Below are 26055 nucleotides of genomic sequence, written 5' to 3'. Positions count from 1 at the left end.
GTTATATGTTTTTTATCATAAAATCATTAATTTCGTCTAAGAAAAGATTGCCATATTTTTCTAATTTGATTTTACCAACACCAGTAACATTAATAAGTTGTTTCTTACTTTCAGGTTTGATTTGCACCATCTCAAGCAAGGTTGCATCACTGAATACAACATAAGGGGCAATATCCTCCATATCAGCAATTTCTTTGCGTAACCGCTTAAGATTATTGAATAATATTCGTTCTTCATAAGATAATATCGTGGTTAAATTAATCGCTCGAGCATAACGATTTAAGCGACTTTTCTTCACAATTTCTAAACGTGGTTTTGCTAAAGATAAAGCGACTTGACCTTTAAGAATCGCACGTGCTTGTTCGGTCAATTGTAACGTAGTAAAGGTGGAAATATTTTGACTCACATATCCCAAATAAATTAATTGTCTAATTACACTAAGCCAATAATCAGAAGAATGCGCTTTTCCTATTCCATAAACCGATAATTTATCATGACCATTTTCTTTAATTTGTGAGCGAGAAGAACCACGTAACACATCGACAACATATTGAGCACCATAACGTTGCTCAACTCGGTATATGCAAGAAAGTATTTTTTGTGCATCAATTAATCCATCATAATGCTCGGGTGGATAAAGACAGATATCACAGTTGTTGCAAGGTTCGGTTCTATTCTCACCAAAATAGTTAAGTAATACGGTACGCCGACAAGTCATACTTTGGGCGAATGACTCCATGGATTGAATCTTATGTAACTCAACTTGTTTATGTTTATTCTCTGGTTTATCAGCAATTTGGCGATGATACCAGTTTAGATCTTTACTATTAAATAATAAAAGAGCCTCTGCCGGAACGCCATCCCGCCCTGCTCGACCAGTTTCTTGATAATATGCCTCAATCGTTCTAGGGCAATCAGCATGCACCACAAAACGGACATTGGGTTTATTAATTCCCATCCCGAAAGCGACAGTTGCCACAATAATTTGCACATTATCTTTCAAAAAACTTTCTTGTGCTTGTTGACGCTCAGCAGTGGTTAAACCAGCATGATAAGCAACGACAGAGAATCCTCTCGCAGCCAGTCTGGTTGTCATATCCTCAACTTTGGAACGACTAGAACAGTAGACAATACCACTATTCCCTTTTTGGGTTTCAATAAAAGAGACAACTTGCTCAGTAAGATTAAATTTTTCAACTACCGTATAACGTATATTTGGCCGATCAAAACTACGCACCACCACTAACGGATCGATTAAGTTAAGCTGATTAATCACATCTGCTTGAGTCAATTTATCGGCGGTTGCTGTTAACGCGATAATTGGAACTTCGGGAAAACGCAATGATAAATGGTTTAATTGACGATAGTCAGGCCTAAAGTCATGCCCCCATTGTGAAATGCAATGCGCCTCATCAATAGCGATTAATGATGGAGGATGAGCAGTAATTAATGAAGAAAAGGACGACACGGCCAGTCGCTCAGGTGAAATATATAATAATTTAATTGTGTGATTTAAATACTGTTCAATAATGTTTTGTTGCTCTTCTGGAGATTGAGTCGCATTTAAAAAAGCCGCCGAAATTCCATTAACGATTAATTGATCAACTTGATCCTTCATTAACGAAATAAGTGGCGAAATAACCAACGCAGTACCAGGCAATACTACTGCCGGAATCTGATAACAAAGCGATTTACCGCCACCTGTTGGAATAATGGTTAAAGTATCTCGTCCGGCAATAACTGATTCGATAATATCTCTTTGCTGATTTCTAAACGATTTGTACCCAAAAACATTATGTAAAACGTCTTCAATCTGATCTTTAAATGACATACTAACCTAAACCAGTAATACCTTATCTATTTTCAAGGAGTATAACGAATTTGAAATTAACAAACCACCGTGAATTTACATTTATTTACAATTCATAAAAAATTGCACTATCCCTAAACGATTATCATCGGGAAATAAAATTGGTAAAAATCGGATTTTGTATATTATTTGATTAATAACATTGACTGTTTTTCCAACAAACAAACTCAAAAGATTAAAAAAACAGCTATTTTTGATTTTTTTACTTGAAACAAAACAGTTTGCCAGCTAATATTTGCGTGTTTCAAATGTACGCCCGTAGCTCAGTTGGTTAGAGCATCACCTTGACATGGTGGGGGTCAGTGGTTCGAGTCCACCCGGGCGTACCAATTTAAAGCCTTATTCCACAAGAATTACAACAAATTTAAATCACCTTTTAAAAAACCGCTGGGGTAAAATAGGGGTAAAACCTCTACCAGTAAGTTTGTATTTTTAATATTAAAATTTCTAAATTTTCGATCTGCTTGCCAATATTTAATGTCACAAATTCACATAAAAATATTTTTTATTTATGATAAATAAACCCAATTGTACAAAAATTTGTATTTAAAACGTTAAACATTAAATTCCCGCAAAATTTTGTTTTATTTTTTTAATTAGTCAACTGAGGTAAATTAGTTTAATGATTCTAAATATCGTGTGATAGTAGCTAAATGAAATACGTATAAATACCACAATGCTTTTTTTTTCTAGTTTGTGTGCATTTAGTTTGGCGATAACGAATCAAATATAGATAAAATGGAATTGATAAACAAAATGAACTAAACCCTACAGCTTCTCAATTAATAACATTTACTGATAGCAAAAAAACCAAAATTACCTACTAGTTGATTTAACATTGCTATTTTTACTACCAGTTATTAAATTATTTACGCGATAAATTGCATAAAGCGAAACACAATAGTTGTGCAAATATAAACAAATTAAATGCTGTCATATATTAAATCATAGGAAGAGCATTAGCTAAATTTTCTTAAATGATAATAACAATATTGCAACATGCAAAAAACAGTTTAATGATAAAAAAAGATGCGCAAAAAACCCCTTTCCTCACTTTTTTATTAATTAAATTCTACTAATCCAACCCCTATTCCAATTTAGCTTTCGTCAATAATTTTTACTTCTTGGGGTAATTGGGGCGTCCGTCCATAATAGGTATAAGACTTATTTGGTTTTATTCTTTTTTTGAATTCAGGACTTTGTGGATCATCAAACAACAATGGATCTCTTTTACGATTCATTTCTCTAAAAGCATAGTCTTCATTAGCATGCATATGTCGCCATGAATTTCGATAACCTAAAGTTGCATAGATTCGATTGTTTATAAATGAAGAACGCATACCAAATAAAATAAAGCAGATAACAACAAAAGAAGCATAAATAACCAAAAATAACAGAGTAATAAAAATAAAATCACTACCATCATCAAAAATAGCTATTATCATAAAAACAATATAAGGAAATATCAGTAGGCAACAAATCAATAGACAACCCTTAAATAATTCTAAGGTTGATGAACAATTCCCTTTAGGAAAAAACAAAGCATGGTATTTGGGCATTCGCACAGCATAAACAAAATACTTATTTTTTTCGGTCTGTTCGACAACCATTTCAACATAGTCGCCATTCTTAAAAATAATATCTTCTAATTTTCCTTCAACTTTAATATTACCAACATAACAATAAAAGTATGTACCTTTAATAAGTTTTCTTTGTAGAGTTTTAGAAGGTATGAAAATAACAACCATGTCTCTTATAATTGTATAAAATAATAAAAAAATGGCCATAATGAACCCACCGTATTCATCAATAAATGCTTTTGTAAGATCGCCTGAGTGCTGTTCAACTTTAGTTTTAGTCTTTTCGAATACCGTTAAATAATTAACTCTACCTTTTAATAAACAATAATATTTAGCCATTAACTTCCCTAAATCCATCTAGTTAATTGTTCCATAAGCCATTCAATGGATGATTATTTAAATGAGTTATATTACTATATTATTTACAATCTTATCACTTAAAGCGAAATAAAATAATTTTATAAATTGAACAATTAGGTGGTTTATTGAGGAAGAAAAGAGATAAGTAAGTTAATACAACTTTGACCCCAGTAGGAATCGAACCTACAACTAGCCCTTAGGAGGGGCTTGTTATATCCATTTAACTATGAGGTCATCAAGGACGTTTATTCTAATAAATTTACCAAGGCAATATCAATCAAATAATGAAAAATTTTCTATTTTAAGCAAACATGATACAATCGTTACATTCAACACTTTATCATTTGTATTCGGTAGCATTATGAGAAAAAAAATTATAGGTATGATGTTCTCGGTTTTAGCGTTGACAGGTTGTGCGACCTATCAGGCTGAAACAAATAGTTATAGTGACCCATTATCGGGTTTTAATAAAACAATGTTTAATGTTAACTACTATGCGCTTGATCCTTATATTTTGCGCCCAGCTGCCGTAGCGTGGAAAGATTATGTTCCAACACCAGTACGTAAAGGAGTAGTTAATTTTTCCTCTAACCTTTCTGAACCTGCATCGATGGTAAATAGTGCTTTACAAGGTGAAGGACATGAAGCAGGGAAACATTTAGCAAGGTTCTTTATTAATACTGTTTTTGGTGTTGCCGGTTTATTTGATGTTGCAAGTGTGGCAGATCCTCAATTACAAAAAGGTCCTAAACGTGGTTTTGGTGATACATTAGGTCATTACGATGTCCCTTATGGCCCTTATGTTGTATTACCTTTCTATGGTTCAGCAACACTTCGTCAAGAAGGTGGTGATCTGGTTGATACTTTATATCCACCACTTGTCTGGATTGATTGGCAATGGGCACTGGTTCGTGGTGTATTTGATGGCATTGAAGCTCGTGCTGTGGCTATTGAGTATGAAGATTTAATTAAAAATAGTGATGATCCATACAACTTTATGCGTAATGCTTACTTCCAGCGCAATGATTTTAATGCTTCTGGCGGTAAAGTTGATGAACAAAAAGAACAACAACGTCAACAAAGCATTAATGGCATTCTTGATGAAATTGATGCCCAATAAATAGTAAGATTTATTAATAATTAACGCCGATTTATTCGGCGTTTTTTATTTGCCTTGCATTTCGGGTAAATGGTGCCAGAACCGTCTAGGCATATTTTGCCTTTGTAATCTTGGATTAATTCGTTCTTTTATGGTTAAGGCCTGACAATAACGATTCCACATGGTTTGAAACAATTTTTCATCATCAGTTAGATAATCTTGGTTAATTTGCTTATTAACGATCAGAGGATCATTATCGTTCAACCAGATTTGCTCTATCTTATCTAAATCATAAAAATAACCATATTGGCGTTTTTCATCATAAATTGCCCATTTTTGATCGGCATAACGATCTTTAAAAAATCGAGTAGTTAACGGTAAAGCGTTATATATAGGCTCTATAACCGCAAAGTAAATTTTGTCATTATTATCACAACTGTTTGCTGGATTTTGGATACTATTGAAGCGAACAAATTGCTGAATATGATGTTTTTCTTTATTTACCTTTTTAGCTATATCATAAACAGCTAACACATCCGCATCAGCAAAATCAGTTTCAATCGAATTGGTTGACTTGAATACTTTACAAATATAGCGAAAGATAATTAAATCACTTTCAGGTAATTCTGATAGCCAAGTAAACAAGAGTTGATTTAGCGCAATCTGTGATAATTTTTTTTGCAGTGCAGTATAAACACGCTCATATTTACTGTTGCGATACTCAACTTGATGAAAATCAGTAACCAAAAGTGGCACATCTTCGCCCTCAGCTAATAAACATTCAGGCATTTTTTTTAGTTTAAATGCATCAAACACCGCACACATTAGTCCTTCGAAAGACTTATCATAATAGAACGCCAGCATAAATTACCATCCCATAACTAGTTGCTGTGGAAGGGCTTGTTGTTTTACTTCAAGACGAGGCAAATCTTGTAAACTAAGACGGATATATTCGGCGGATGAATCAAGTACTTTAAATGTATTCATTTCATGGCAAATAATAAAAAACTGCGCTCGTTTTAGCACCACACCAATACGTTTGAGCGCCTCTTTATTTAGTTTTCGATGTCGCCTTGCCATAACAATTAATTTTGCTGATTTAACGCCAATTCCTGGCACCCGTAGAATTTTTTGATAACTATCCCGATTGATATCAACCGGAAAAAATTGTGGATTACGAATCGCCCAAGATAATTTGGGATCGACAGTCAAATCAAGATCTGGATGTTCATCATTTACAATTTCATCGACACTAAAATCATAAAAACGAAGTAACCAATCGGCCTGATATAAACGATTTTCTCGCACTCTTGGTACTTCTTGCAAAACAGGTAATCGCTTATCATAACTATTCACAGGAATAAATCCCGAATAGTAAACCCGCTTCATACTTGGTCGCTTATATAGTTTGGCGGTGAGCTGTAAAATTTGATTATCAGTTTCATCTGTCGCGCCAATAATCACCTGAGTACTTTGCCCAGCAGGAACAAATTTTGGTGTTGATTTGATTTTTTTACGATCTTCAATATTTTCTAGCAAATTTTGCTGAATATGTCGCATTGGTTGATAAATGGTTTGATGATCTTTATCTGGCGCCAATAATTTTAAATTTCGCTCGGTAGGGATCTCTAAATTGACACTCATTCGATCAACGAGTAAACCTGCTTCACGAATTAATTCATTACTTGCACCTGGAATCGCCTTCATATGAATATAACCATTAAAGTTATATTCTTGCTGTAATATTTTGACCACACGAATCATTTTTTCCATCGTGTGATCAGCACTACGTACAATACCCGAGCTTAAAAACAGCCCTTCAATATAATTGCGACGATAAAATTCAATCGTCAGTTCCGCTAACTCTTTTGGTGTAAATCCTGCACGAGGAATATCATTACTCTGGCGATTGATACAATAAGCACAGTCAAACATGCAATAATTCGTTAACATGATTTTCAACAGTGAAACACAGCGACCATCAGCAGTAAATGAATGGCAAATACCACAGCGAGAAGCACTACCAATACCTTTATTTTTATTACTGCGTGAAGTACCACTTGAGGCACATGAAATGTCATATTTTGCAGATTCGGCTAAGATCTCAAGCTTTGAGATCATTTTTTCTTGAATCATAACTATCACCAACAACTGTATATACTTACAGTATTATAATTATTTTATTGCCGTTAGCAAGTTAATAATCAGATCGAATTTAAAAATTTTTGTTCAATAAACTTGCGATTAAGACTGATTTAATCAAAATTTCATTAATAGAATGTAAATATATTCATATTGATTGATTTATTGACCGGTTATCCCAATTTTATTTATTAACTTAACAAATAAAATCAATCTGGGGGTATTGTTCAGCTTACAAGTGTACGCTATAATCAGACCAATTTTTCATATGAAGCCAGTTAACTTAGGAGTAGAGCATTAGATGAAACGTGTAGTAATTACAGGATTAGGTATTCTTTCAAGCATTGGGAATAATACCAAAGAAGTTTTAGAATCGTTAAGAGTAGGCCGAAGTGGTATTACTTTTTCGCAAGAAATGAAAGATAGCGGAATGCGTAGTCATGTTTGTGGTAATGTCAAATTAGATACAACTGGATTAATCGATCGAAAAGTCGTCCGTTTTATGAACGATGCTTCTATTTATGGATATCTTGCGCTACAACAAGCAATCGAAGATGCAAAATTAACCCCAGAGCAAGTATCTAATCCACGCACAGGTCTTATCGCTGGTTATGGTGGCTCAACCAAAACTCAATATAATGTTGTTGCCGGCATGAAAGAAAAAGGTTTAAGAGGTGTTGGGCCTTATGCAGTAACAAAATCTATGTCATCGGCAATTTCTGCATGTTTAGCGACACCATTTAAAATTAAAGGAGTTAGCTACTCAATGACTTCAGCTTGTGCAACATCAGTACACTGTATTGGCCATGCAGCTGAACTTATTCAACTTGGTAAACAAGATATCGTGTTTGCTGGTGGTGGTGAAGAGCTATGTTGGGAAATGTCATGCGAATTTGATGCTATGGGGGCATTATCAACTAAATATAACGACACACCAGAAAAAGCATCACGTGCTTATGATAAAAACCGTGATGGTTTTGTAATCGCAGGCGGTGCCGGAATGGTAGTAGTTGAAGAACTTGAGCATGCTCTTGCCCGTGGTGCACATATCTATGGTGAACTCGTTGGTTATGGGGCAACATCTGATGGTTATGACATGGTTGCGCCATCTGGTGAAGGGGCAATGCGTTGTATGCAGCTTGCTATTCAAGATCTTGATGGACCAGTTGATTATATCAATACTCATGGTACCTCAACTCCAGTTGGTGATGTCAAAGAATTATGGGCAATCAAACAAGTATTTGGTGATAACATCCCTGCTATCTCTTCAACTAAATCCATGACTGGTCACTCATTAAGTGCTACCGGAGCACAAGAATTGATTTATTCATTACTTATGCTTGAACACGGCTTTATTACACCAAGTATCAATATTGACGAACTTGCAGATGAAGCAGTAGGCATGAACATTATTACCGAGCCAACTGAACGTGAATTAACCACAGTAATGTCTAATAGTTTTGGTTTCGGCGGTACTAATGCGTCAATTGTCATGAAAAAATACCAAGCATAATTGTTAAATTATCTAACCAATAATAAAAAACCGTTCTTAACTAGAACGGTTTTTTTATTTGACAACGCTATAATTAATTTGGATTTTTAGCTTTTTAAAAAATTTTTCCTAATCTTTTTAGAAATAATTAATGTCTTAATCTAGCTATACGGCAGTGAACAAGATTGTAAAGTATTTTGAATTTCTTCAATCTTTCTAAACTACCTATACGGCAGTGAACTAGAATCCCATATACTATAAATGTTGTTGGCAAAAAGGCAAAGTCTATTTTTACCAGTAAAAAAATTTTTTGAGCCCCTCCTAATATATTGATTTTTTAATAACTTTTCTATAGCGCAATAAGAGGTAAGAATTATAATATTTTAGCTTTGCCCACTTCTCCAAATATTTTATTTAAGTATGAAGTTAGATATTATTTTTTCACGCCACTGTAAATAACAGCTTAAATCAAAATCACCTATTAATTGAAATCCCCACTCAGTTTCAACCGAATTTGGAAAACGCTTTGTCACACTGGTTATGGGAATACCACAACTTATGACAACTTGATGATTGATTTTCTTTATCGTTTTAGCTCTTAACTTTAAATCATAATGTAATAATTCAGTAACTATATAGGCTGACTGATTGTATAAACCACAAAATAGTCCACTATCTTTGATAAAACTAATCTGGTTTGTTTGTTGACTGAGTTTTAATTTCTGCTGTATATCCATAAGGTAACTACAAAGTGCTTATATTAACAATATATTAAATGATGGTATTTTGTACAATTTTTCGAATCTTATAGTGCTTAGCACCTTAAGATTCGAATCCTTTTTTCCATTTGCCATCAAAGTTTTAGCTATAGATTTTTATAACATCAATTTAAATCAAGGCGTTACACAGACGGCTGCAGCAGCAATGGAATCTGTGGTTGTAGCATAAGCCCATCTAAAACCTAACTCTGCATCAACCATTAATCCTCTCCTCTTATTCCGACCTTCTACTCTAACATCTGTTGTCCAATACATATAAGAGTTCCAATCAGAACCTTGATAGCCATTACATATATTAGAAGAAGTAGTAATACAGCCCCATTCATTAACTATTCCGCCTCTAAATTCATTATTAATATTATAACCAACACTACGAGTGTGTGGTTCTCGACCTATGATAATAACTCCATCACCAATAAAAAATATCTCTTTCCCATTGGGCAAATGATAGTTATTGCCTAGACCTGAACAATAATTTTTTGCTTGCTGCTGGTATCCTAAGCCCTTATCCCCCATAATAACACCGCCGTTACCAGTTGTTTTATTACCATATAACACATCTGGCTGTGCGATATACCATCGCTCTAATTTAAATTCATACAATAAACGCTGCTTAGCACTATCGGCATATATTCTAAAGGTCGTCGGACTAAAACTTTTATCCGCTGAATTATAACGAGGACCATTCAAAGTCACTTTTAATGCTGGTTCTATCTTTCCATAAGGATTAGGCACATTACTTTGTTTATGTCGCCATAGCTCTGTATTACCGGCACTTAACGATAAGCTCACTGTTCCACCTTCTACTGATCTCACCGTTTTACCGTTAGCTGATACGACAGCATTTGGAGTAATTCCCTCTAGCAATAGATAAAAATATAAACCATGTGAACCTGTAGTTGGAAAATTACTGTAGTTATGATTATTATTCAAAGGATCATGCCCACTGTTAGCTGCTCGTAGTATGATAAACCCCTTACTTGGTGAACCTCTATAATTATTTTTAAAAAAATTATTGGCCGAATCCCATCTAAAACTATCGAACATATAAGTTATCTTAGTTGGAGCAACAGAAGCATTATCAAAATATAAATTAGGTTGGGCAAAACACGCTGCAGGCGATTCACCATTCGCCTTGATATAGTAACTATGACTGCCACCAATAAAATCACTCTTATTGGGTTGGCCATACGCAGTCTTCAGCTCACCATTACTTGCACTGATGGTTAAACGATATGGCTTATGACAAGCATTAATTAAGGTATTAGGTTCACTTCCCACTGTTTCAGTAATATCATAAAACGCATCACTAGCGTTGGTATCACTAAATCCAGGTCTAAGTACTTCCCACTTTAAACTTACCTGACCACTCGCTGTAGCAATTACACTACCACTTTGATCATAACCATCACCATCATCATCACCATAGTAGTTATACGGTGCTTTTAATAAATCTGTGATATTGGCTGTTGGATAATTATTATTACCTGACTTTGGTAGTGGAACAATAGTTTGAATATTGGCATAAGTATCATAAGCACTCGGCAACTCTATTGGGTTTGTTGGGCTTGATTTATCTTCTAAAGCCGTTATAACGGTACCATCTGATAAAGTTATTCCTAATAGACTTTCTAGACTATCTGCTTTATTGATACCACCATCATAAGTAAGATAAGGTGCACTACCATGAATTTCATTGGCAGTACTTGCATTTAATGCATAGGCTGATTTTGTTGAAATACTTAATAGACTACTTAGAACCAATATCCACAATAATATCGGTTTTAAACTTAAAAATCGTTGTTTTAAATTTGAATTTGAATTTGAATTTGAATTAATCGAATAAGATTTTAAAAAATATAAATCTTTAAATAAGAAAAATAATGTTTGATTCTGAAATAAATAACCTAACTTTCGTCGGCTAAATAATCCTAAATTATGGCTGGCTGGCTGGCTGGCTGGCTGGCTGGCTGGCTGGCTGGCTGGCTGGCTGGCTGGCTGGCTGGCTGGCTGGCTGGCTGGCTGGCTGGCTGGCTGGCTGGCCTCTAAACAACTGTATTTTAACATTTTTTCAATCCTTTGTCACGATATCCGATTGTTTTGTTTCAATAAAAATATATTTTATTATATTCGAAAAGTATAAATAAACTCATTAATTTTAGCAATTCTTGTTTTGCTGATTTTGTTAAGATATGTAAATAACTGAATATAAATAATCATGATTCGTTAAATAAAAGTATTAGACATAATAAGAAGAGCAATTTTTTTATACCATCCCCTTTTTAGTTAATGGTATGTTATTTAAGGGTTAAGAGCAATAAAAAACCGTTCCAAGGTGGTTTGTGTGAATTTAGTGACTACCTACCTTGCAAGCAATGACGTAATTACCATTTCTAAACTGCCTACACGGCAGTGAACGGGTTAGATTAATTATGAATAATACATGTATATTTCTAAACTACCTACACGGCAGTGAACCGAATTACAACAATTAAAGGCTGAATTAGAAATTTCTAAACTACCTACACGGCAGTGAACTTAAAGCGCTTTCTATAGCAGAAAATGACGACTTTCTAAACTACCTACACGGCAGTGAACAACTCGAAACCCAAACCGTCACGTTTTCGGTTTTTCTAAACTACCTACACGGCAGTGAACATCATCACGATAAATCTTAACCTCGAACTTTATTTCTAAACTACCTACACGGCAGTGAACAAAGTGATTTTTCTTGTAAAGCTACGGCAACATTTCTAAACTACCTACACGGCAGTGAACAGGAGAGTGGGCGAATCAATAATTATTGGTGATTTCTAAACTACCTACACGGCAGTGAACGTTTTTGTTGATGATTTTGAAATGTAACACAATTTCTAAACTACCTACACGGCAGTGAACTAGAATCCCATATACTATAAATGTTGTTGGCAAAAAGGCAAAGTCTATTTTTGCCAGTAAAAACCCTTTTTTTGAGTAACTTCTTAATGTTTTGATTTTTAATCATTTTATTTTAAGTCAAAAAAAAGGGTTAGTGATGAGGAGTCTTTAGATTTCAAAAAACCCGTTCTTCAAACTTTTTATAATCGACCTTTATTATTTACTCTATGGTCAATCATTTCTTCATAATGAAATATATTATTAAATTAATTTACCTAGAAATCTCAATTAATTAATCGTATGCTTTTTTAGAATAATTGAATACTTTGCTCTTTTATCCAATAAGCAAAAAACAACTATCTTTTTGAATAAAAAATCTTTATAAAATATCGACTAAATATTAAAGAAAACAACAAATTTATCCCAGAAAAACTGTACAAAAAGTAAGAAGAATAAAATTGGATTTTATTTTTCAAATTCAGATGTGCAGGCATATAAAGCATTAATATTATAAAAACAATAATAGTGCTTATCAAAGCACTTAAAAAAATTGTTCCAAGAAGAGTTAATATTAATTTTTTAAATTTAACTTGTGAATCAAATTCTCCAAAACAATTTATAAGAATTATATTGAAAAGCTTATATAAAATTCCCCATCCTAAAAAGGTTAACAATACAAATAGTAGCATTACGGTAATACTTGAATCAAATAATTCGTTGATTGCATAAACATTTAGCAAAATAGTTTTAAGTGAAATATAAGACAAGAAAAAGCTATATATTTGAATGTGAATTCTTTTTATTACTATAGAATTAAACTCGATTACTGAAGAATAAAAAGGTATTATTTTAAATAATATAATTAAAATAATTAATATTGATATAATATCAAACCATTCTAGAAATCTAAGACATAAGGGAATATAATCATGATCGAAAAAACGAAAAATTATATTGCTTAAAATATAGTGTTCTAATATATAAAAAACATATCTAATTAAGGTATAAACGGTAATTAACAAACATATTCTTACCAAATTTTTTGACAAGTCATATATACGATATTTTTGAAAAAAATACAAAGCAATCATATAAACTAACAAATAATAAGTTAGACTTCCCAATGTTATATGATAGACAAAAATATTATCATATCTATAACGTATAGTAATGTTGGCAAAATCGAAAAAATTAATCATTGGAACTATCAACCAAATGAAATAACAAGCAAAAGTAAAAAATAAAGGCAGTTTAAAGTAAGACTGATTTTGATTATCCATTATATCCCTATATTATATCCTAATTATGATCTGACAAAATCATAACTACGTTTAACAATAGTTGCAAAGAACCATTTAAAAAAAATTTCAATTAGTTAAATACTAGATATTATATTGGTTTTTTATGTTTTTTATGCAATATATTAATAAAAAACCAATACTCTAATAACTGTTAAAATACATCAAAAACTAACAGTGACTATAACTTGCGTTTATTATATTTTAGGATTAACACAATTAACACTTAAGGTGTAACACATGCGGCACGAATTGGCCACAAAATAGATTGAAGTATCTCGATAACTCCATCGGGATCAAATAAAAATGGTTTTCCTTCATCCTTAGGTCGCGCAGTATTTGTTGCTACATTATTCGTCCAATAATCATATGCCTTCCAGTCTGTGCTTCTATAAGATGGGCAACTAGCGTCACTATCATCCTCACTCATAGGCATACATCCCCATTCATTGGCAATTCCACCAATCCATTTTCCATTCTCCTGATAACTTAATTGTCGACGAGCATACATTCCATACCCATTAATATTGGTAAAATCATTCACATCTGGCAATCGATAACCACTACCTAAACTTTTACAATAATCCCTTGCCTTAGATTGATAACTTAACATTTCTTTATTTTCATCAGATGATGGAAATCCATGTTCCTTATTAAAAAAAATCTCAGGATTAGCAATAAACCAACGCATTAATTTAAATTCGTAAATTAGCGTACTTTTATTACTATCAGCATATAATCTGAAAGTCATAGGTCTAAAACTCTTATCCGCTGAATTATAGCGTGGACCAACTAATGTTACTTTTATAGCTGGTTCAGCCAATCCATATGGACTGGGTCCATGCTCACCATGCTCCCATTCAGTGGTTTTACTTACACTTAATGATAAACTAACATTTCCCCCCTCTATAGATTGTATAGTACTGCCATTGGCAGCTAATACCGCTTCAGGTGTTATACCGCCAAATAGTAAATAAAAATACAATCCATGTGACCCGGTCGTTGGAAAGTTATTTTTAGTTATTGAAGTTTCACCTTGATAATTACCACTATTGGTTGCTCGTAATACCTTAATACCTTTACTTGGATACCCTCGATAAACACCATAATCATGGTCACTCTCGATTTGTGCGGCATCCCATAAAATGCCATCTATCTCATAATCACGACCAGCTAAACTAGCGTTATCAGGATACAAATTTGGCTGGGCATAACACACTTTTGGATCTAATTTTGGCGTTAAATAATAACTATGTGAACCTTCTTGAAAATGATTTGTATTGGGATCACCATAAGGTGTAGTTAACTCACTATCACTAGCGCTAATGGTTATTTTATGTATCCCATCACATAAATCTGGAATGGCATCAGGATGACTTTTCACCTTCGATGTAATATCTATAAATGCGTTTTTAGCATTAATATCTGCTACGGCAGGATTACGGGCTTCCCATTTTATCTTAATGTCACCTGTTGCGGTTGCGGTAATAAGATCACTATCATCAAATCCATCACCATCATCATCAGCAAAATAATTATACGGTGCAGCAAGTAAATCAGTCATATTTATTACAGGAAACTGATTATTGCCTGATATAGGTAATGGAACAATCGTTTGTACACTGGCATATGTATTTTTTTTATCAGGTAACTCGATCGGATTGGTTATACTTGATACATCATTTTGCGGGGTTATCACAGTACCATTAGGTAATTTAATTGCCAGTAGCTCTTCTGTACTCGTTATTTTACTAACACCATCATCTAGCGTTAAATATGGTGCACTACCTTTTATACTTTCTGTGGTAAATGCACTTAACGCGTATACAGGGCTAAATATAGTTGAAAAAGTCATAGAACATAAACACATCTTTTTCAAGAATTTCACTATTGTTTGGCAAAATGAGGATGAATATTTAAGTAGTGTTTTATTAAACGTTGAATTTCGCTTTATTGGCTGATTAATGAATAATTGCTGTATTGAAGGGGCGTGACTCAATATATTTTTTTTACTGGTCAATGTTGTATTAACAATTAATTTAGAAATAGCGCCTAAATAAGGGTATCTCAACATGCTCTTAATCCTTTAATTTATAATTTTTATCTAAAAATATGCAATCCTTGCAGAAAAAAGTATAGATATATTAGGTGATTATAGCAAATTCAGATTGGTAAATAATTGTTAAGACTTTTGTCATACCTACAAGGTAGTGAACGTTGGGTTAAATCTTGTACTAGAGTTGTTTATTTTCTAAACTACCTACACGGTAGTGAACCATATTTTGGATGGAACACCCTATATTCATCATTTCTAAACTACCTACACGGTAGTGAACTGGTATTACGTCCAGTATTCGAGGTGAGGCGATTTCTAAACTACCTACACGGTAGTGAACATAATGGTAAAAGTGATTTGTCAGACCAAGTTTTTCTAAACTACCTACACGGTAGTGAACTAGAACACAACATACTATAAATGCAGTTGGCAAAAAGACAAAGCCTAATTTTACTATTAAAAACCCTTTTTTTGAATAACTTCTTAATGTTTTGATTTTTAATCATTTTATTTTAAGTCAAAAAAAAAGGGTTAGAAATGGGTACAAATTTAAGTTTCAAAAAACCCCTCTCCTCAAATTTTTTGGTTCTTTTAGTTTCGGACGTTTTGTTGTTTGGTAGCTAGTTCTATATGCCGATTACGTCCGAGTAATGAGGGTTTGTGTGAACCCTCTTTACCAACTCCCGCGGCGACTACGCAAATGGTCACTGCGTGACTGCCTTCCGCCTTCGTTCGCTATTAACGCATCGGCTGTATTTGTTCCTGACAAACACCAGCCTTGCCAAACATCCCTGTTTGCCATGCTAATCTCTCTCAGTTGTCAGCACATTGCTAATGTCGCTAAATGAAGCACTCCAATCTGATTGTCTATAAATAAACTTTTATATTTAGAGCGAACTGATTTTAGTTTTAAAGCCAATTTCAGTAAAATTGTGGCTAGATTTAGGCTTTAAAAACCCCGTTCCTCAACTTTTTTAGTTCTTTTAGTTTCGGACGTTTTGTTGTTTGGTAGCTAGTTATATATGCCGATTACGTCCGAGTAAAGAGGGTTTGCGCGAACCCTCTTTACCAACTCCCGCGGCGACCACGCAAGTGGTCACGATGTGACTGCCTTCCGTCTTCGTTCGCTTTTAACGCACCGGCTGTATTTGTTCCTGACAAAACACAGCCTTGCCAAACATCCCTGTTTGCCATGCTAATCTCTCTCTGTTGTCAGCACATTGCTAATGTCGCTAAATGAAGCACTCCAATCTGATTGTCTAGAAATAAACTTTTATATTTAGAGCGAACTGATTTTAGTTTTAAAGCCAATTTCGGTGAATTGTGGCTAGATTTAGGCTTTAAAAAACCCCGTTCCTCAACTTTTTTGTTCTTTTAGTTTCGGACGTTTTGTTGTTTGGTAGCTAGTTCTATATGGCGTTTACGTCCGAGTAAAGAGGGTTTGCGCGAACCCTCTTTACCAACTCCCGCGGCGACCATGCAAGTGGTCACTACGTTACTACCTTCCACCTGCGTTCGCTGTTAACGCACCGGCTGTGATTTGTTCCTGACAAAACACAGCCTTGCCAAACATCCCTGTTTGCCATGCTAAGCTTACACAATTGTCAGCACATTGCTCATGTCGCTAAATGAAGCACTCCAATCTGATTTGCTAGAAATAAACTTTTATATTTAGAGCGAACTGATTTTAGTTTTAAAGCCAATTTCAGTAAAATTGTGGCTAAATTTAGGTTTTAAAAACCCCTCTCCTCAACTTTTTTGTTTTTTTAGTTTCGGACGTTTTGTTGTTTGGTAGCTAGTTCTATATGGCGTTTACGTCCGAGTAAAGAGGGTTTGCGCGAACCCTCTTTACCAACTCCCGCGGCGACTACGCAAATGGTCACTGCGTGACTGCCTTCCGCCTTCGTTCGCTCTCAACGCACCGGCTGTGATTTGTTCCTGACAAAACACAACCTTGCCAAACATCCCTGTTTGCCATGCTAACCTCTCTCAGTTGTCAGCACATTGCTCATGTCGCTAAATGAAGCACTCCAATCTGATTTGCTAGAAATAAACTTTTATATTTAGAGCGAACTGATTTTAGTTTTAAAGCCAATTTCAGTAAAATTGTGGCTAGATTTAGGCTTTAAAAAACCCCGTTCCTCAACTTTTTTAGTTCTTTTAGTTTCGGACGTTTTGTTGTTTGGTGATTAGTTCTATATGGCGTTTACGTCCGAGTAAAGAGGGTTTGCGCGAACCCTCTTTACCAACTCTCGCGGCGACCACCAAGTGGTCACTGCGTGACTGCCTTCCGTCTTCGTTCGCTTTTAACGCACCGGCTGTATTTGTTCCTGACAAAACACAGCCTTGCCAAACATCCCTGTTTGCCATGCTAATCTCTCTCAGTTGTCAGCACATTGCTCATGTCGCTAAATGAAGCACTCCAAACTGATTGTCTAGAAATAAACTTTTATATTTAGAGCGAACTAATTTTAGTTTTATAAGCAATTTCGGAGAAAATATGGGGAGATTTTTAAGTTTTAAAAAACCCTGTTCCTCAAATTTTTTTAGAATAAACTATTTTTTCAAAGTAAAAAAATACTCAAACTTAGTTTGAGTATTTTTATGATTTGTTAGATCGAAAATCTATTTCTATGCTTAAATATTCATTTTTTTGATGAAAAAAGTCAAAATTGCCGAACTAATTAGCGCTATTACCATAAATATAAATGCATGATTATAACCACCGTTAGCGTTATCGATTAAGAATCCAATGATAAATGGAGATAATACCCCTGCAACTTGACCACCAAAATTAACAATGCTTGAAGCTTTACCCATAATCACCGGAGGGATCATATGCATTAACATTCCCCAGAAGATCGCAAAAGCAATAAACATAAATAGTGCTGATAGACATTGGAAAATAATGGCCGCTTGCAGATTATCAACTTGGAACATAAAGAAGAGAAATATGCCAGATATAAAAGCAGTTAAGCCATAAACATATTTTAATTTATGTTCAAATTTATCAGCAAAATATCCACCTACTAATGTGCCTAATGCACCAAATAGGAAAGGAATTGCCGCTAAAATCCCGGTTTTTGAAAGGGATAATCCTCTTGCTTCGAGTAAATAACTTGGTAACCAAGTTGTGAAGCCCCAAAATGTGATATCAAACAAAAACCAGATAAGCGATAACTTCCATAGTATTGGCATCTTCAATACGTTTATTAACGAAGATGAGCTGTTATCTACTACTGAATTATTGTTATCTTGGCTATTGCTAACTTCCAACTCTTGCAATTCGTTAGCATCAAGCAAACTATTTTCTGTCGGATTGTTGCGGATAAATTTATAAATAAATAATCCTAATATGAATCCAGGAATACTTAATATAATAAACACATCACGCCAACCCAACCATTCAATTATAGCCACAGCAACAATAACTGAAATTGCTGGCCCTAAAGTATTAACTGATGATTGAATTGCTGTTGCTCTGCCCCGTTCTTTAGCTGGAAAATAAGTTGCAATTGTTTTCCAAGATGATGCGGGGAAACATCCTTCACCGGCACCAAATAAAAATCGAGTCAATAACATCAGAGGTAATACATAAATTAATCCAGTAAACAGAGTAAACATTGACCACCACACAATGGCAAAAGCCATCACTTTACGAGGACCAAATTTATCTGATAAATACCCGCCCGGAATTTGAAATAACGCATAACCAACAAAGAAAGCACTGATAATCGAACCTTGTACTGTTTTGTCAATACCGAGATCTTGACCGATAAAAGGTAGCGATACATTCATTACCATTCGGTCAAGAAATGAGAGTAACCAACCTGACCATAAAAGTAATAGTATTGTATATCGTCCTTTCCATTTTTTTTGTTTATATCCAGAGTTAGAAATTTTATTGTGTAACTGATTCATTAAATTTCCTTTTGTTTAAATAGTGTTATCTTGATTAACTTGAAACAAAAGTTAATATTTGTAGCAATAGTAATCTATTGTTGATTTTTATCATTTAATCAATAGATTACTATTTATTAATTTAAATCAAACGCTCAATATCCAATGGATATAATTTATTTCACTTAAGTGAATTTTTTATAATTATCAAATATCTACTACTTATTTATTGTAGACATTCCAAGCGGCTTCTAGACCAGCTCCTTGGGTTGTTTTAAAGCCAACACGATTTAATACTGCTTCAAACGCAGTAAGGGTTTGCATTACACAAGATTTTCTTGCATTGTATCCCATAGTACCGATACGCCATACATTACCTTTAAGAGGCCCAAAAGAGGCGCCAATTTCAATACCAAAATCATTGAGCATTAAATTGCGAACTTCAAGATCATTAATATGATCAGGTCGTAAAACACCAACAACATTATTCATCTTATGAGATAAATCACCGAATAAGCTCATCCCCATTGCTTGTAAACCTGCAACCATCGCTGCACCATTGATACGGTGACGCTCAATAACATTATCTAAACCTTCTTGTAACACGATTCGAGCACATTCTCGTGCTGCATAAAGCATTGATGTGGCTTCGGTGTGATGATTAATACGCTCAGATCCCCAATAACGAATAATCATATCGATATCGAAATAGTTAGAATAGATCATCTCATCATTGCCACTGGTGTCATTATCAGATCTTATACCTAATTCAACACATTTACGTGCTTGGATGATTTCGACCATTTTCGGACTTAATGTGAGAGGAGCAACACCTGGAGGCCCACTTAAACATTTTTGTAAACTGACTGAAACACCATCAAGTTGCCATTTATCAACTTCAAGCGGGTTACCAACAATTGAAGCTGTAGCATCAACATAAGATAATACGCCATGTCTACGGCAAATTTCACCAATATTATCTAATGGTTGTAACAATGTTGTTGAAGTATCACCCTGAACACAAAGCAGTAATTTTGGTTTAACTTTTTTAATCGCATCTTCGATAACATTAGGATCAAAAACTTCGCCCCATGGCACTTCAATAGTATGAACATCAGCACGACAACGATGAGCAATTTCACATAGTAATAAACCAAAGCGACCAAACACGGGTATTAAGACTTTATCACCTGGTTTAATCGTTGATACTAATACTGCTTCAATACCTGCCCTTGCTGTTCCATCGATAACAAAAGTTTGTTCATTTTTGGTTTTGAAAATATCCCGATAAAGTGACATGGTTTGATTCATATAATCAGTCATAATCGGGTCAAATTGACCAATTAAAGGGGCAGCCATCGCTCTAGTTACACGAGGATCTGCATTAATTGGACCGGGACCCATTAATAGCCGAGAAGGCGGATTAATTTGATCATATTTATTTAGATCTAACATTATTTTTTCCTTTATTAATATCGAGTTAATTAGTTAATGATCACACTAATTGGTAATTCATCTTCTTTTATCTATATTTTTTAAAAAATTATTGGCAATGGGATGATGAAATCTAAATAGATTTACAATTTCATTCATCACTTTACCCATATGCGTTTTTTTCCATGCTAAGGACAATGGTGATGGTTTACGTTCATTAATAACTCGGCAAGCAATCAATTCACCTGAATCCAAATAAGATTGACAGATTGATTTTGGCAAGAAACCGATCCCAAGTCCCCTTAAGTGGCAAGCCAACTTGGTTGAAATATTGGGAACAATAATCTCTGATTGACTTGGTAATAACCATGCCACTCGTTTATTCATATGAACAGATGTATCTTCAACATTAATTGCTGGGTATTTGCGTAATGTTTCATTCGATAACGCCCCCTCAATTTGAGAAATAGGATGATGTTTTGCCGCAACGAATACCCAACTAACTTCACCAAGCGGAAGTATATTTATCATAGTATCAAGCGATTCAGTACCTGTTGCACCGATGGCTAAATGGCATTCACCATGCAATAACGAGTCCCATACCCCCATATACACTTGTCGATTCACATTAAAATGGGTAAAAGGAAACTTTTCTTTCAGAAAAGCCAATAAATCGGCAACAGCTTCAACATCATACAATAAATTATTGATAGTAATGTTAATTTTACGTTCAACACCATCACGGATTTGTTGAAGCTCATCGGGCATAGTCGATAACCAAAGCAACCATTGGCTACACTGTTCATAAAGGTGTTGCCCTGCTAATGTAAGTGTCACGGTTCGAGTGGTTCGTTCAAAAAGTTGGGTATTGAGATCGGCTTCCAATGATTTAATGCGATAACTAATTGCGGCAGGTGTTTTGTAAAGTAGTTTTGCGGCTTTTGAAAAGCTATTACTTTCTACTACTTTGATAAAGGTTCGCATGGTTTCTGTATCTAACATGATTTAATCCCTTAAAACAAAACGATCAATACCTAACCATATACCAAGTAAAAGATCTGATCCAGAGGTGTGGCCATAATTCATTAAGTTTTTTATCGATGAATGATGATAGTGACCTTTTACAAATGAGTTAATGACTTGTAATACCAGTAACGAAAATTTGCCTTGTAATGCATAATTTAAGAAGGCAACACTAACTGTTGTAGTTAATAAATCTAATGATAACTTTGCAAAGGCTGTTTTAAATCGTTGCATTCGATCTACAAAACAAGGATCACTTGAGGTGACAGCTAAAATACCAACAATAATGTCATCAAAGCTTGGTGTTAAACCGGGACCTAAACCAATAAATGGCGAGATATCATCAACATTGCCATTCATTAAATTCATCATAATATTGCATAACTGATTTAATTGCTGTGGATAATGACCATTTACATTATTGCTTAATTGGCCAAATAATCCCGTAGGATTGTGAATTTGCTTTAACTGATTAGCAACTTGCAATTTACTCATGTTATTTAGTGAATACTTTTTTGAATTAAGCTGGCAAACATGTGTATCAAAGGAAATGAGAAACATGCCGATTTGCAAGTCACCAGTCGACAATTGATAAAGCGATATCTTATTATTATCCAATAATAGCGACATAAGGAAATCAAAATCAGACGATTTAAACACTACACCCATTGGTGATAAACCACTGTTAAAGCGATGTAATGTGATTAATTGCCGATTTGCTGTAATTAAATTAATGGTATGTTGATAACAGCTAAATAGCGATAATTCGCCCTCTTTTATTGGAATATCGGCACTAATTAATAATGGTTTGATGATATGCGATGATTGAGCTATAAATAGACCACGCTGTTGACAATAATCAACAACATTTGTACTTAACTGAGATCGGTTAATCGGTTTATTTAAGCATTCATCATCTGCATATATCAATTTCATAATCTACACTTCTAATTTTTCAGCTAATGCTTCGAGTGCTTTTTCAAAACATGCTAATGGTGCTCTTACCGTTCCTGCACCGATTTGGCCCACACCTGCTTGTTTATGAGCTATACCAGTATTAATTAATGGTGTAATACCGGTTTCGACCACCAAACGAAGATCTAAACCTAAACAACAGCCTTGGAAATTCCAAGTTGGAATTTGGAATAGCATATTATGTTCTAAATAAATTTCACTCATCTCTTCTGATACTTCATAAGCAACATCTGTGCCACCTGCACCAACAAAACGAGTTACGCCTGGTGCGGCAACCATGGCGGCGCCACCAATACCAAAGGTTTCAGTGATAGCACTATCACCAATATCTGGGTTAGCATCTTGTTGGGAATACCCAGTAAAGAAAAGACCTTGAGGGGTATTAACTGGTGCAGTAAACCACTGATCACCAAGTCCACTGACTTTAATTCCAAACTCTTTGCCATTACGAGTCATTGCAGTAACAATGGTACCTTCTTTGATTTGCGCTGCACTATCCATAATGGACTTACAAAATGCCATAGCAACATTTAAAAAGAACTGATCTGTCACACTTAAAAAGCTGAAGATTTTTTCCATTTCTGCTTTACTACGGTCAAGTAAAATTAATTTTGGTGAAAGCGTTCGTAACAACAATGCTGAAGCAGCAATATTACGTTGATGGAATTCATCACCCATGGTTATGGCTTGCGCCATAAGAGCCGTTAAATCGATACCATTATCAAATAGTTTTAATGCTTCATTTAATGCTGGCCCTAATGACTCTTTCATCCAACGATGACGGTCTAAAACTTCTTGTCCATAAGCACCAAAACGCATTACTTTACCAATGCCCTCATTTAAATTGCAGTAAGCTCGATTACCATGAGTAACATTTTCAACAACAATCATTGGCATATTGGCTGAGGTTATCCCCCCCATTGGACCAACGGCATTGACTGAGTGACATGGAATAAATTCTACTTGTCCAGATTCTAACAGATGCAAAGCTTGCTTTTCATCTTGTGCCCAACCTTCAAACAAGCATGCACCAATACAGGCACCTTGCATTGGTCCAGTCATATCATGCCAAACAATTGGAGGACCAGCATGTAATAATTTTTTACCTTGCGCCAATGTTGGTACGGCTTCTTTAGCAGCAATAACACCGACCCAATGTGGTCTAGCCGCTTTAATTCGTTCAATAATTTTTTGGTTTGCTTCATTTATTGCGGTACTTAACATATCAAAACCTCTTAATTTAATTTTTGCAAAATAGCCGCTAATCTTTTATTGCCGCCGGCTATTGGCGCCCATTGATAATGCACAACAGGAATATTCGATGCCTGAAGATCTTCAGCAAAACCTCTTAAACCAGCATTAATAACACTAATATGACTTAATAAAGGATAAGGTTTAACTAAATTGGCAGATTTATTTGTTGTAATGAGTTTTTTAGCTAGCAAGATAGCTTCGGGTAAATTATTCATCACAACAATATTTGCTGATTTTAATGCTTCAATTTGCTTACTACGGCACTGAGGATCTTGTTCAGAACCAGTCACAGTTGCGATAGCAATTAATGGATGATTATCATCACGTTTAGCGCAAGCTTTTTGATAACCAGAAATCACTGATTCGGCAGGATCAGCATTTGCACCATAACCGATTACTAAATCAATAAGTAATACACCAACATCAGGTTTATTGCCGAGTTGAGCGATTTCATCTTCGCGGATTGAAGGATCGATCATCGGATGAGGTTTACCTACTGTATAGAAATCATCACCTAAATCGATAATTTTATGTCCATTTTGCTCTAACATAACCCCTTTATCATGATGATGACTTGTTGTTAGATTCAGTTCCTCTGCCAACAGCATTGCTGCTTCTGAGGCTAACGTTCCGCCAGTATACAATCCTGTAATAGTTTTGTTAGCTAAATTAGGTAAATTACTTGCTATTGCTTCGACTGGGCTTAATAAACAGGCTAATCGAGCAGCTTCATCTAATGTTCTGGCAAAATAGATATTATCATCTTTAGGTTTATCAATTTTAGAGCCCAAAAATAGTGCTACTACAGGTTTATCAATTAACTTCATAGCCGAAATAACTTTTTCCCTAACACTTTCCGCAGGCGGTTTCGAGATAAAGGTAATGACTTGAGTTTCGGGATCAGCCGCTAACATTTTTAAGGCAGTGAGTGCACTAATTCCTCCAACTTCTAGGGATAAATCTCGTCCTCCTAGGCCAATGGCTTGGGCAATTCCCTGATTTAATAAAGCGATTTGCGAAACCACCTCTTGAATACCGGTGCCAGATGCACCGATTACCCCAATGTTTCCTTTTGGAATAACATTGGAAAACGCCAATGGCGCACCAGCAATAAATGCAGTCCCACAATCTGGCCCCATGACAATTAAATCTTTTTCAGCTGCTTTTGTTTTTAAACGGATTTCATCTTCAATTGATACATTATCAGAAAAGATCATAACGTTTTTATTATCATCTAAAGCACGATCGGCTAACTCAGCAGCATATTCACCCGCTATCGAGATTAAAACCAAATTGGCATCAGATAATTTTTTTGTCGCACTGGCTAGGCGTCTGGCTTTGAGCAGCTTTGCGCCACCTTGCTGAGCTTGAGCTATATTTTTTAAGGCATCTTCAAGTTGTTGACTGATTAACTCGACAACATCGGCAGAATCGTCGTTGGTTTTAATCGCCACACAAATATCATTTGGTGTAGCATCATTAAAATGATCACTCCAAAAACCAGTTGCGGTTAATAAAGACTTATTGGCAGGAGTACCCATCATGACAGATACTTCATCAACCTCATCAAGATTACTGAGTTTTTTGGATATCAACATCAAACTAACGGAATCTTGAAAGCTTCCCTTTTTTATAAAAGATTGAATCATGAAAACAGGCCTCTCAAATATGATAAATGCTGTTAATTTTGAACCTCATTAAGCTCATTATAAAAATTTAACAATGAGATTGTATTTATATATTACGGAAAAAATCAGTAATAAGCAGTTTATACATCACAAAACAATTACAATAACAAAAATATAATATTATTTAAAATCAGTATTATAAAAGATTATTAAAAAATTTTTTATAATAGTAACTAATTAATTTAATTAAATTTCACAAACATAAAAAAGCTAGTTTGATCACATTAT

Annotated in this window: 18 protein-coding genes, 2 tRNA genes and 1 CRISPR repeat array; of the genes, 4 read left to right on the top strand and 16 right to left on the bottom strand. The window is 34.6% G+C overall.

The window, feature by feature from the left end; genetic code table 11:
- Position 1: 1 nt before the first annotated feature.
- Entirely contained in the window at positions 2–1831 is a 1830-nt protein-coding gene (gene recQ / locus RAM17_RS06255; RefSeq protein ID WP_110448004.1) for a DNA helicase RecQ, read from the bottom strand.
- 291 nt (positions 1832–2122) lie between these two features.
- Between recQ and RAM17_RS06250 the strand changes: the two genes are divergently transcribed.
- Positions 2123–2199, top strand: a tRNA-Val gene (locus RAM17_RS06250).
- 768 nt (positions 2200–2967) lie between these two features.
- Here RAM17_RS06250 and RAM17_RS06245 read toward each other — a convergent pair.
- Entirely contained in the window at positions 2968–3789 is an 822-nt protein-coding gene (locus RAM17_RS06245; protein WP_110448005.1) for a hypothetical protein, read from the bottom strand.
- Between the two features lie 183 nt (positions 3790–3972).
- A tRNA-Arg gene (locus RAM17_RS06240) sits at positions 3973–4044 on the bottom strand.
- A gap of 127 nt (positions 4045–4171) precedes the next feature.
- Between RAM17_RS06240 and RAM17_RS06235 the strand changes: the two genes are divergently transcribed.
- Positions 4172–4930, top strand: a complete 759-nt coding sequence (locus tag RAM17_RS06235) for an MlaA family lipoprotein (protein WP_110448006.1) — start codon at positions 4172–4174, stop codon at positions 4928–4930.
- Positions 4931–4975: 45 nt separating this feature from the next.
- Here RAM17_RS06235 and RAM17_RS06230 read toward each other — a convergent pair whose 3' ends face one another.
- Both RAM17_RS06230 and RAM17_RS06225 read right to left on the bottom strand, forming a co-directional pair.
- On the bottom strand, positions 4976–5773 hold the full coding sequence (locus RAM17_RS06230; RefSeq protein ID WP_110448007.1) for a TIGR03915 family putative DNA repair protein: 798 nt from the start codon (positions 5771–5773) through the stop codon (positions 4976–4978).
- A gap of 3 nt (positions 5774–5776) precedes the next feature.
- On the bottom strand, positions 5777–7042 hold the full coding sequence (locus RAM17_RS06225; protein WP_110448069.1) for a putative DNA modification/repair radical SAM protein: 1266 nt from the start codon (positions 7040–7042) through the stop codon (positions 5777–5779).
- A gap of 310 nt (positions 7043–7352) precedes the next feature.
- Between RAM17_RS06225 and fabB the strand changes: the two genes are divergently transcribed.
- Positions 7353–8564 carry a beta-ketoacyl-ACP synthase I gene (gene fabB / locus RAM17_RS06220; RefSeq protein WP_110448008.1) on the top strand — a complete coding sequence of 404 codons (1212 nt, stop codon included), beginning with the start codon at positions 7353–7355 and terminating at the stop codon, positions 8562–8564.
- Between the two features lie 389 nt (positions 8565–8953).
- On the opposite strand, the gene RAM17_RS06215 is transcribed toward fabB, so the two are convergent.
- The 3 genes from RAM17_RS06215 to RAM17_RS06205 form a co-directional block, all read right to left on the bottom strand.
- Complete coding sequence (locus tag RAM17_RS06215; RefSeq protein ID WP_110448009.1) at positions 8954–9280, bottom strand: hypothetical protein; 327 nt, start codon at positions 9278–9280, stop codon at positions 8954–8956.
- A gap of 156 nt (positions 9281–9436) precedes the next feature.
- Positions 9437–11389: a PT domain-containing protein gene (locus RAM17_RS12670; RefSeq protein ID WP_181414672.1), complete on the bottom strand. Its 1953-nt coding sequence runs from the start codon at positions 11387–11389 to the stop codon at positions 9437–9439.
- 323 nt (positions 11390–11712) lie between these two features.
- Positions 11713–12220: direct repeats of the CRISPR family, unit length 28 nt; unit sequence TTTCTAAACTACCTACACGGCAGTGAAC.
- A gap of 1503 nt (positions 12221–13723) precedes the next feature.
- A complete protein-coding gene (locus RAM17_RS06205) occupies positions 13724–15571 on the bottom strand; it encodes a hypothetical protein (RefSeq protein WP_306239634.1) in 1848 nt (615 codons plus the stop codon).
- A 105-nt stretch (positions 15572–15676) separates the two neighbouring features.
- On the opposite strand from RAM17_RS06205, the gene RAM17_RS12665 reads away from it, so the two are divergent.
- Positions 15677–15973 (top strand): hypothetical protein, encoded by a 297-nt coding sequence (locus RAM17_RS12665; RefSeq protein WP_444848746.1) that lies wholly within the window; start codon positions 15677–15679, stop codon positions 15971–15973.
- A 253-nt stretch (positions 15974–16226) separates the two neighbouring features.
- Here RAM17_RS12665 and RAM17_RS06200 read toward each other — a convergent pair whose 3' ends face one another.
- The 8 genes from RAM17_RS06200 to RAM17_RS06165 form a co-directional block, all read right to left on the bottom strand.
- Entirely contained in the window at positions 16227–16355 is a 129-nt protein-coding gene (locus RAM17_RS06200) for a hypothetical protein (protein WP_258334366.1), read from the bottom strand.
- 263 nt (positions 16356–16618) lie between these two features.
- A complete protein-coding gene (locus RAM17_RS06195; protein WP_255547753.1) occupies positions 16619–16747 on the bottom strand; it encodes a hypothetical protein in 129 nt (42 codons plus the stop codon).
- Between the two features lie 1443 nt (positions 16748–18190).
- Positions 18191–19474, bottom strand: a complete 1284-nt coding sequence (locus RAM17_RS06190) for an MFS transporter (protein WP_110448071.1) — start codon at positions 19472–19474, stop codon at positions 18191–18193.
- Positions 19475–19675: 201 nt separating this feature from the next.
- Entirely contained in the window at positions 19676–20908 is a 1233-nt protein-coding gene (locus RAM17_RS06185) for a pyridoxal-phosphate-dependent aminotransferase family protein (RefSeq protein ID WP_110448072.1), read from the bottom strand.
- Between the two features lie 57 nt (positions 20909–20965).
- Positions 20966–21889, bottom strand: a complete 924-nt coding sequence (allS, locus tag RAM17_RS06180; RefSeq protein ID WP_110448073.1) for an HTH-type transcriptional activator AllS — start codon at positions 21887–21889, stop codon at positions 20966–20968.
- A 3-nt stretch (positions 21890–21892) separates the two neighbouring features.
- Positions 21893–22846, bottom strand: coding sequence for a DUF2877 domain-containing protein (locus RAM17_RS06175; RefSeq protein WP_110448074.1), 954 nt, complete (start codon positions 22844–22846; stop codon positions 21893–21895).
- Between the two features lie 3 nt (positions 22847–22849).
- Positions 22850–24109: a DUF1116 domain-containing protein gene (locus RAM17_RS06170; RefSeq protein WP_086363310.1), complete on the bottom strand. Its 1260-nt coding sequence runs from the start codon at positions 24107–24109 to the stop codon at positions 22850–22852.
- A gap of 11 nt (positions 24110–24120) precedes the next feature.
- Positions 24121–25788: an acyl-CoA synthetase FdrA gene (locus RAM17_RS06165; protein WP_110448075.1), complete on the bottom strand. Its 1668-nt coding sequence runs from the start codon at positions 25786–25788 to the stop codon at positions 24121–24123.
- Positions 25789–26055: the final 267 nt, after the last annotated feature.

Source organism: Gilliamella apis (assembly GCF_030758615.1).
GTDB classification, from domain to species: domain Bacteria; phylum Pseudomonadota; class Gammaproteobacteria; order Enterobacterales; family Orbaceae; genus Gilliamella; species Gilliamella apis_A.
Note: the sequence above shows the minus strand (reverse complement) of the source record. Positions and strands in the feature narration are given on the sequence as shown.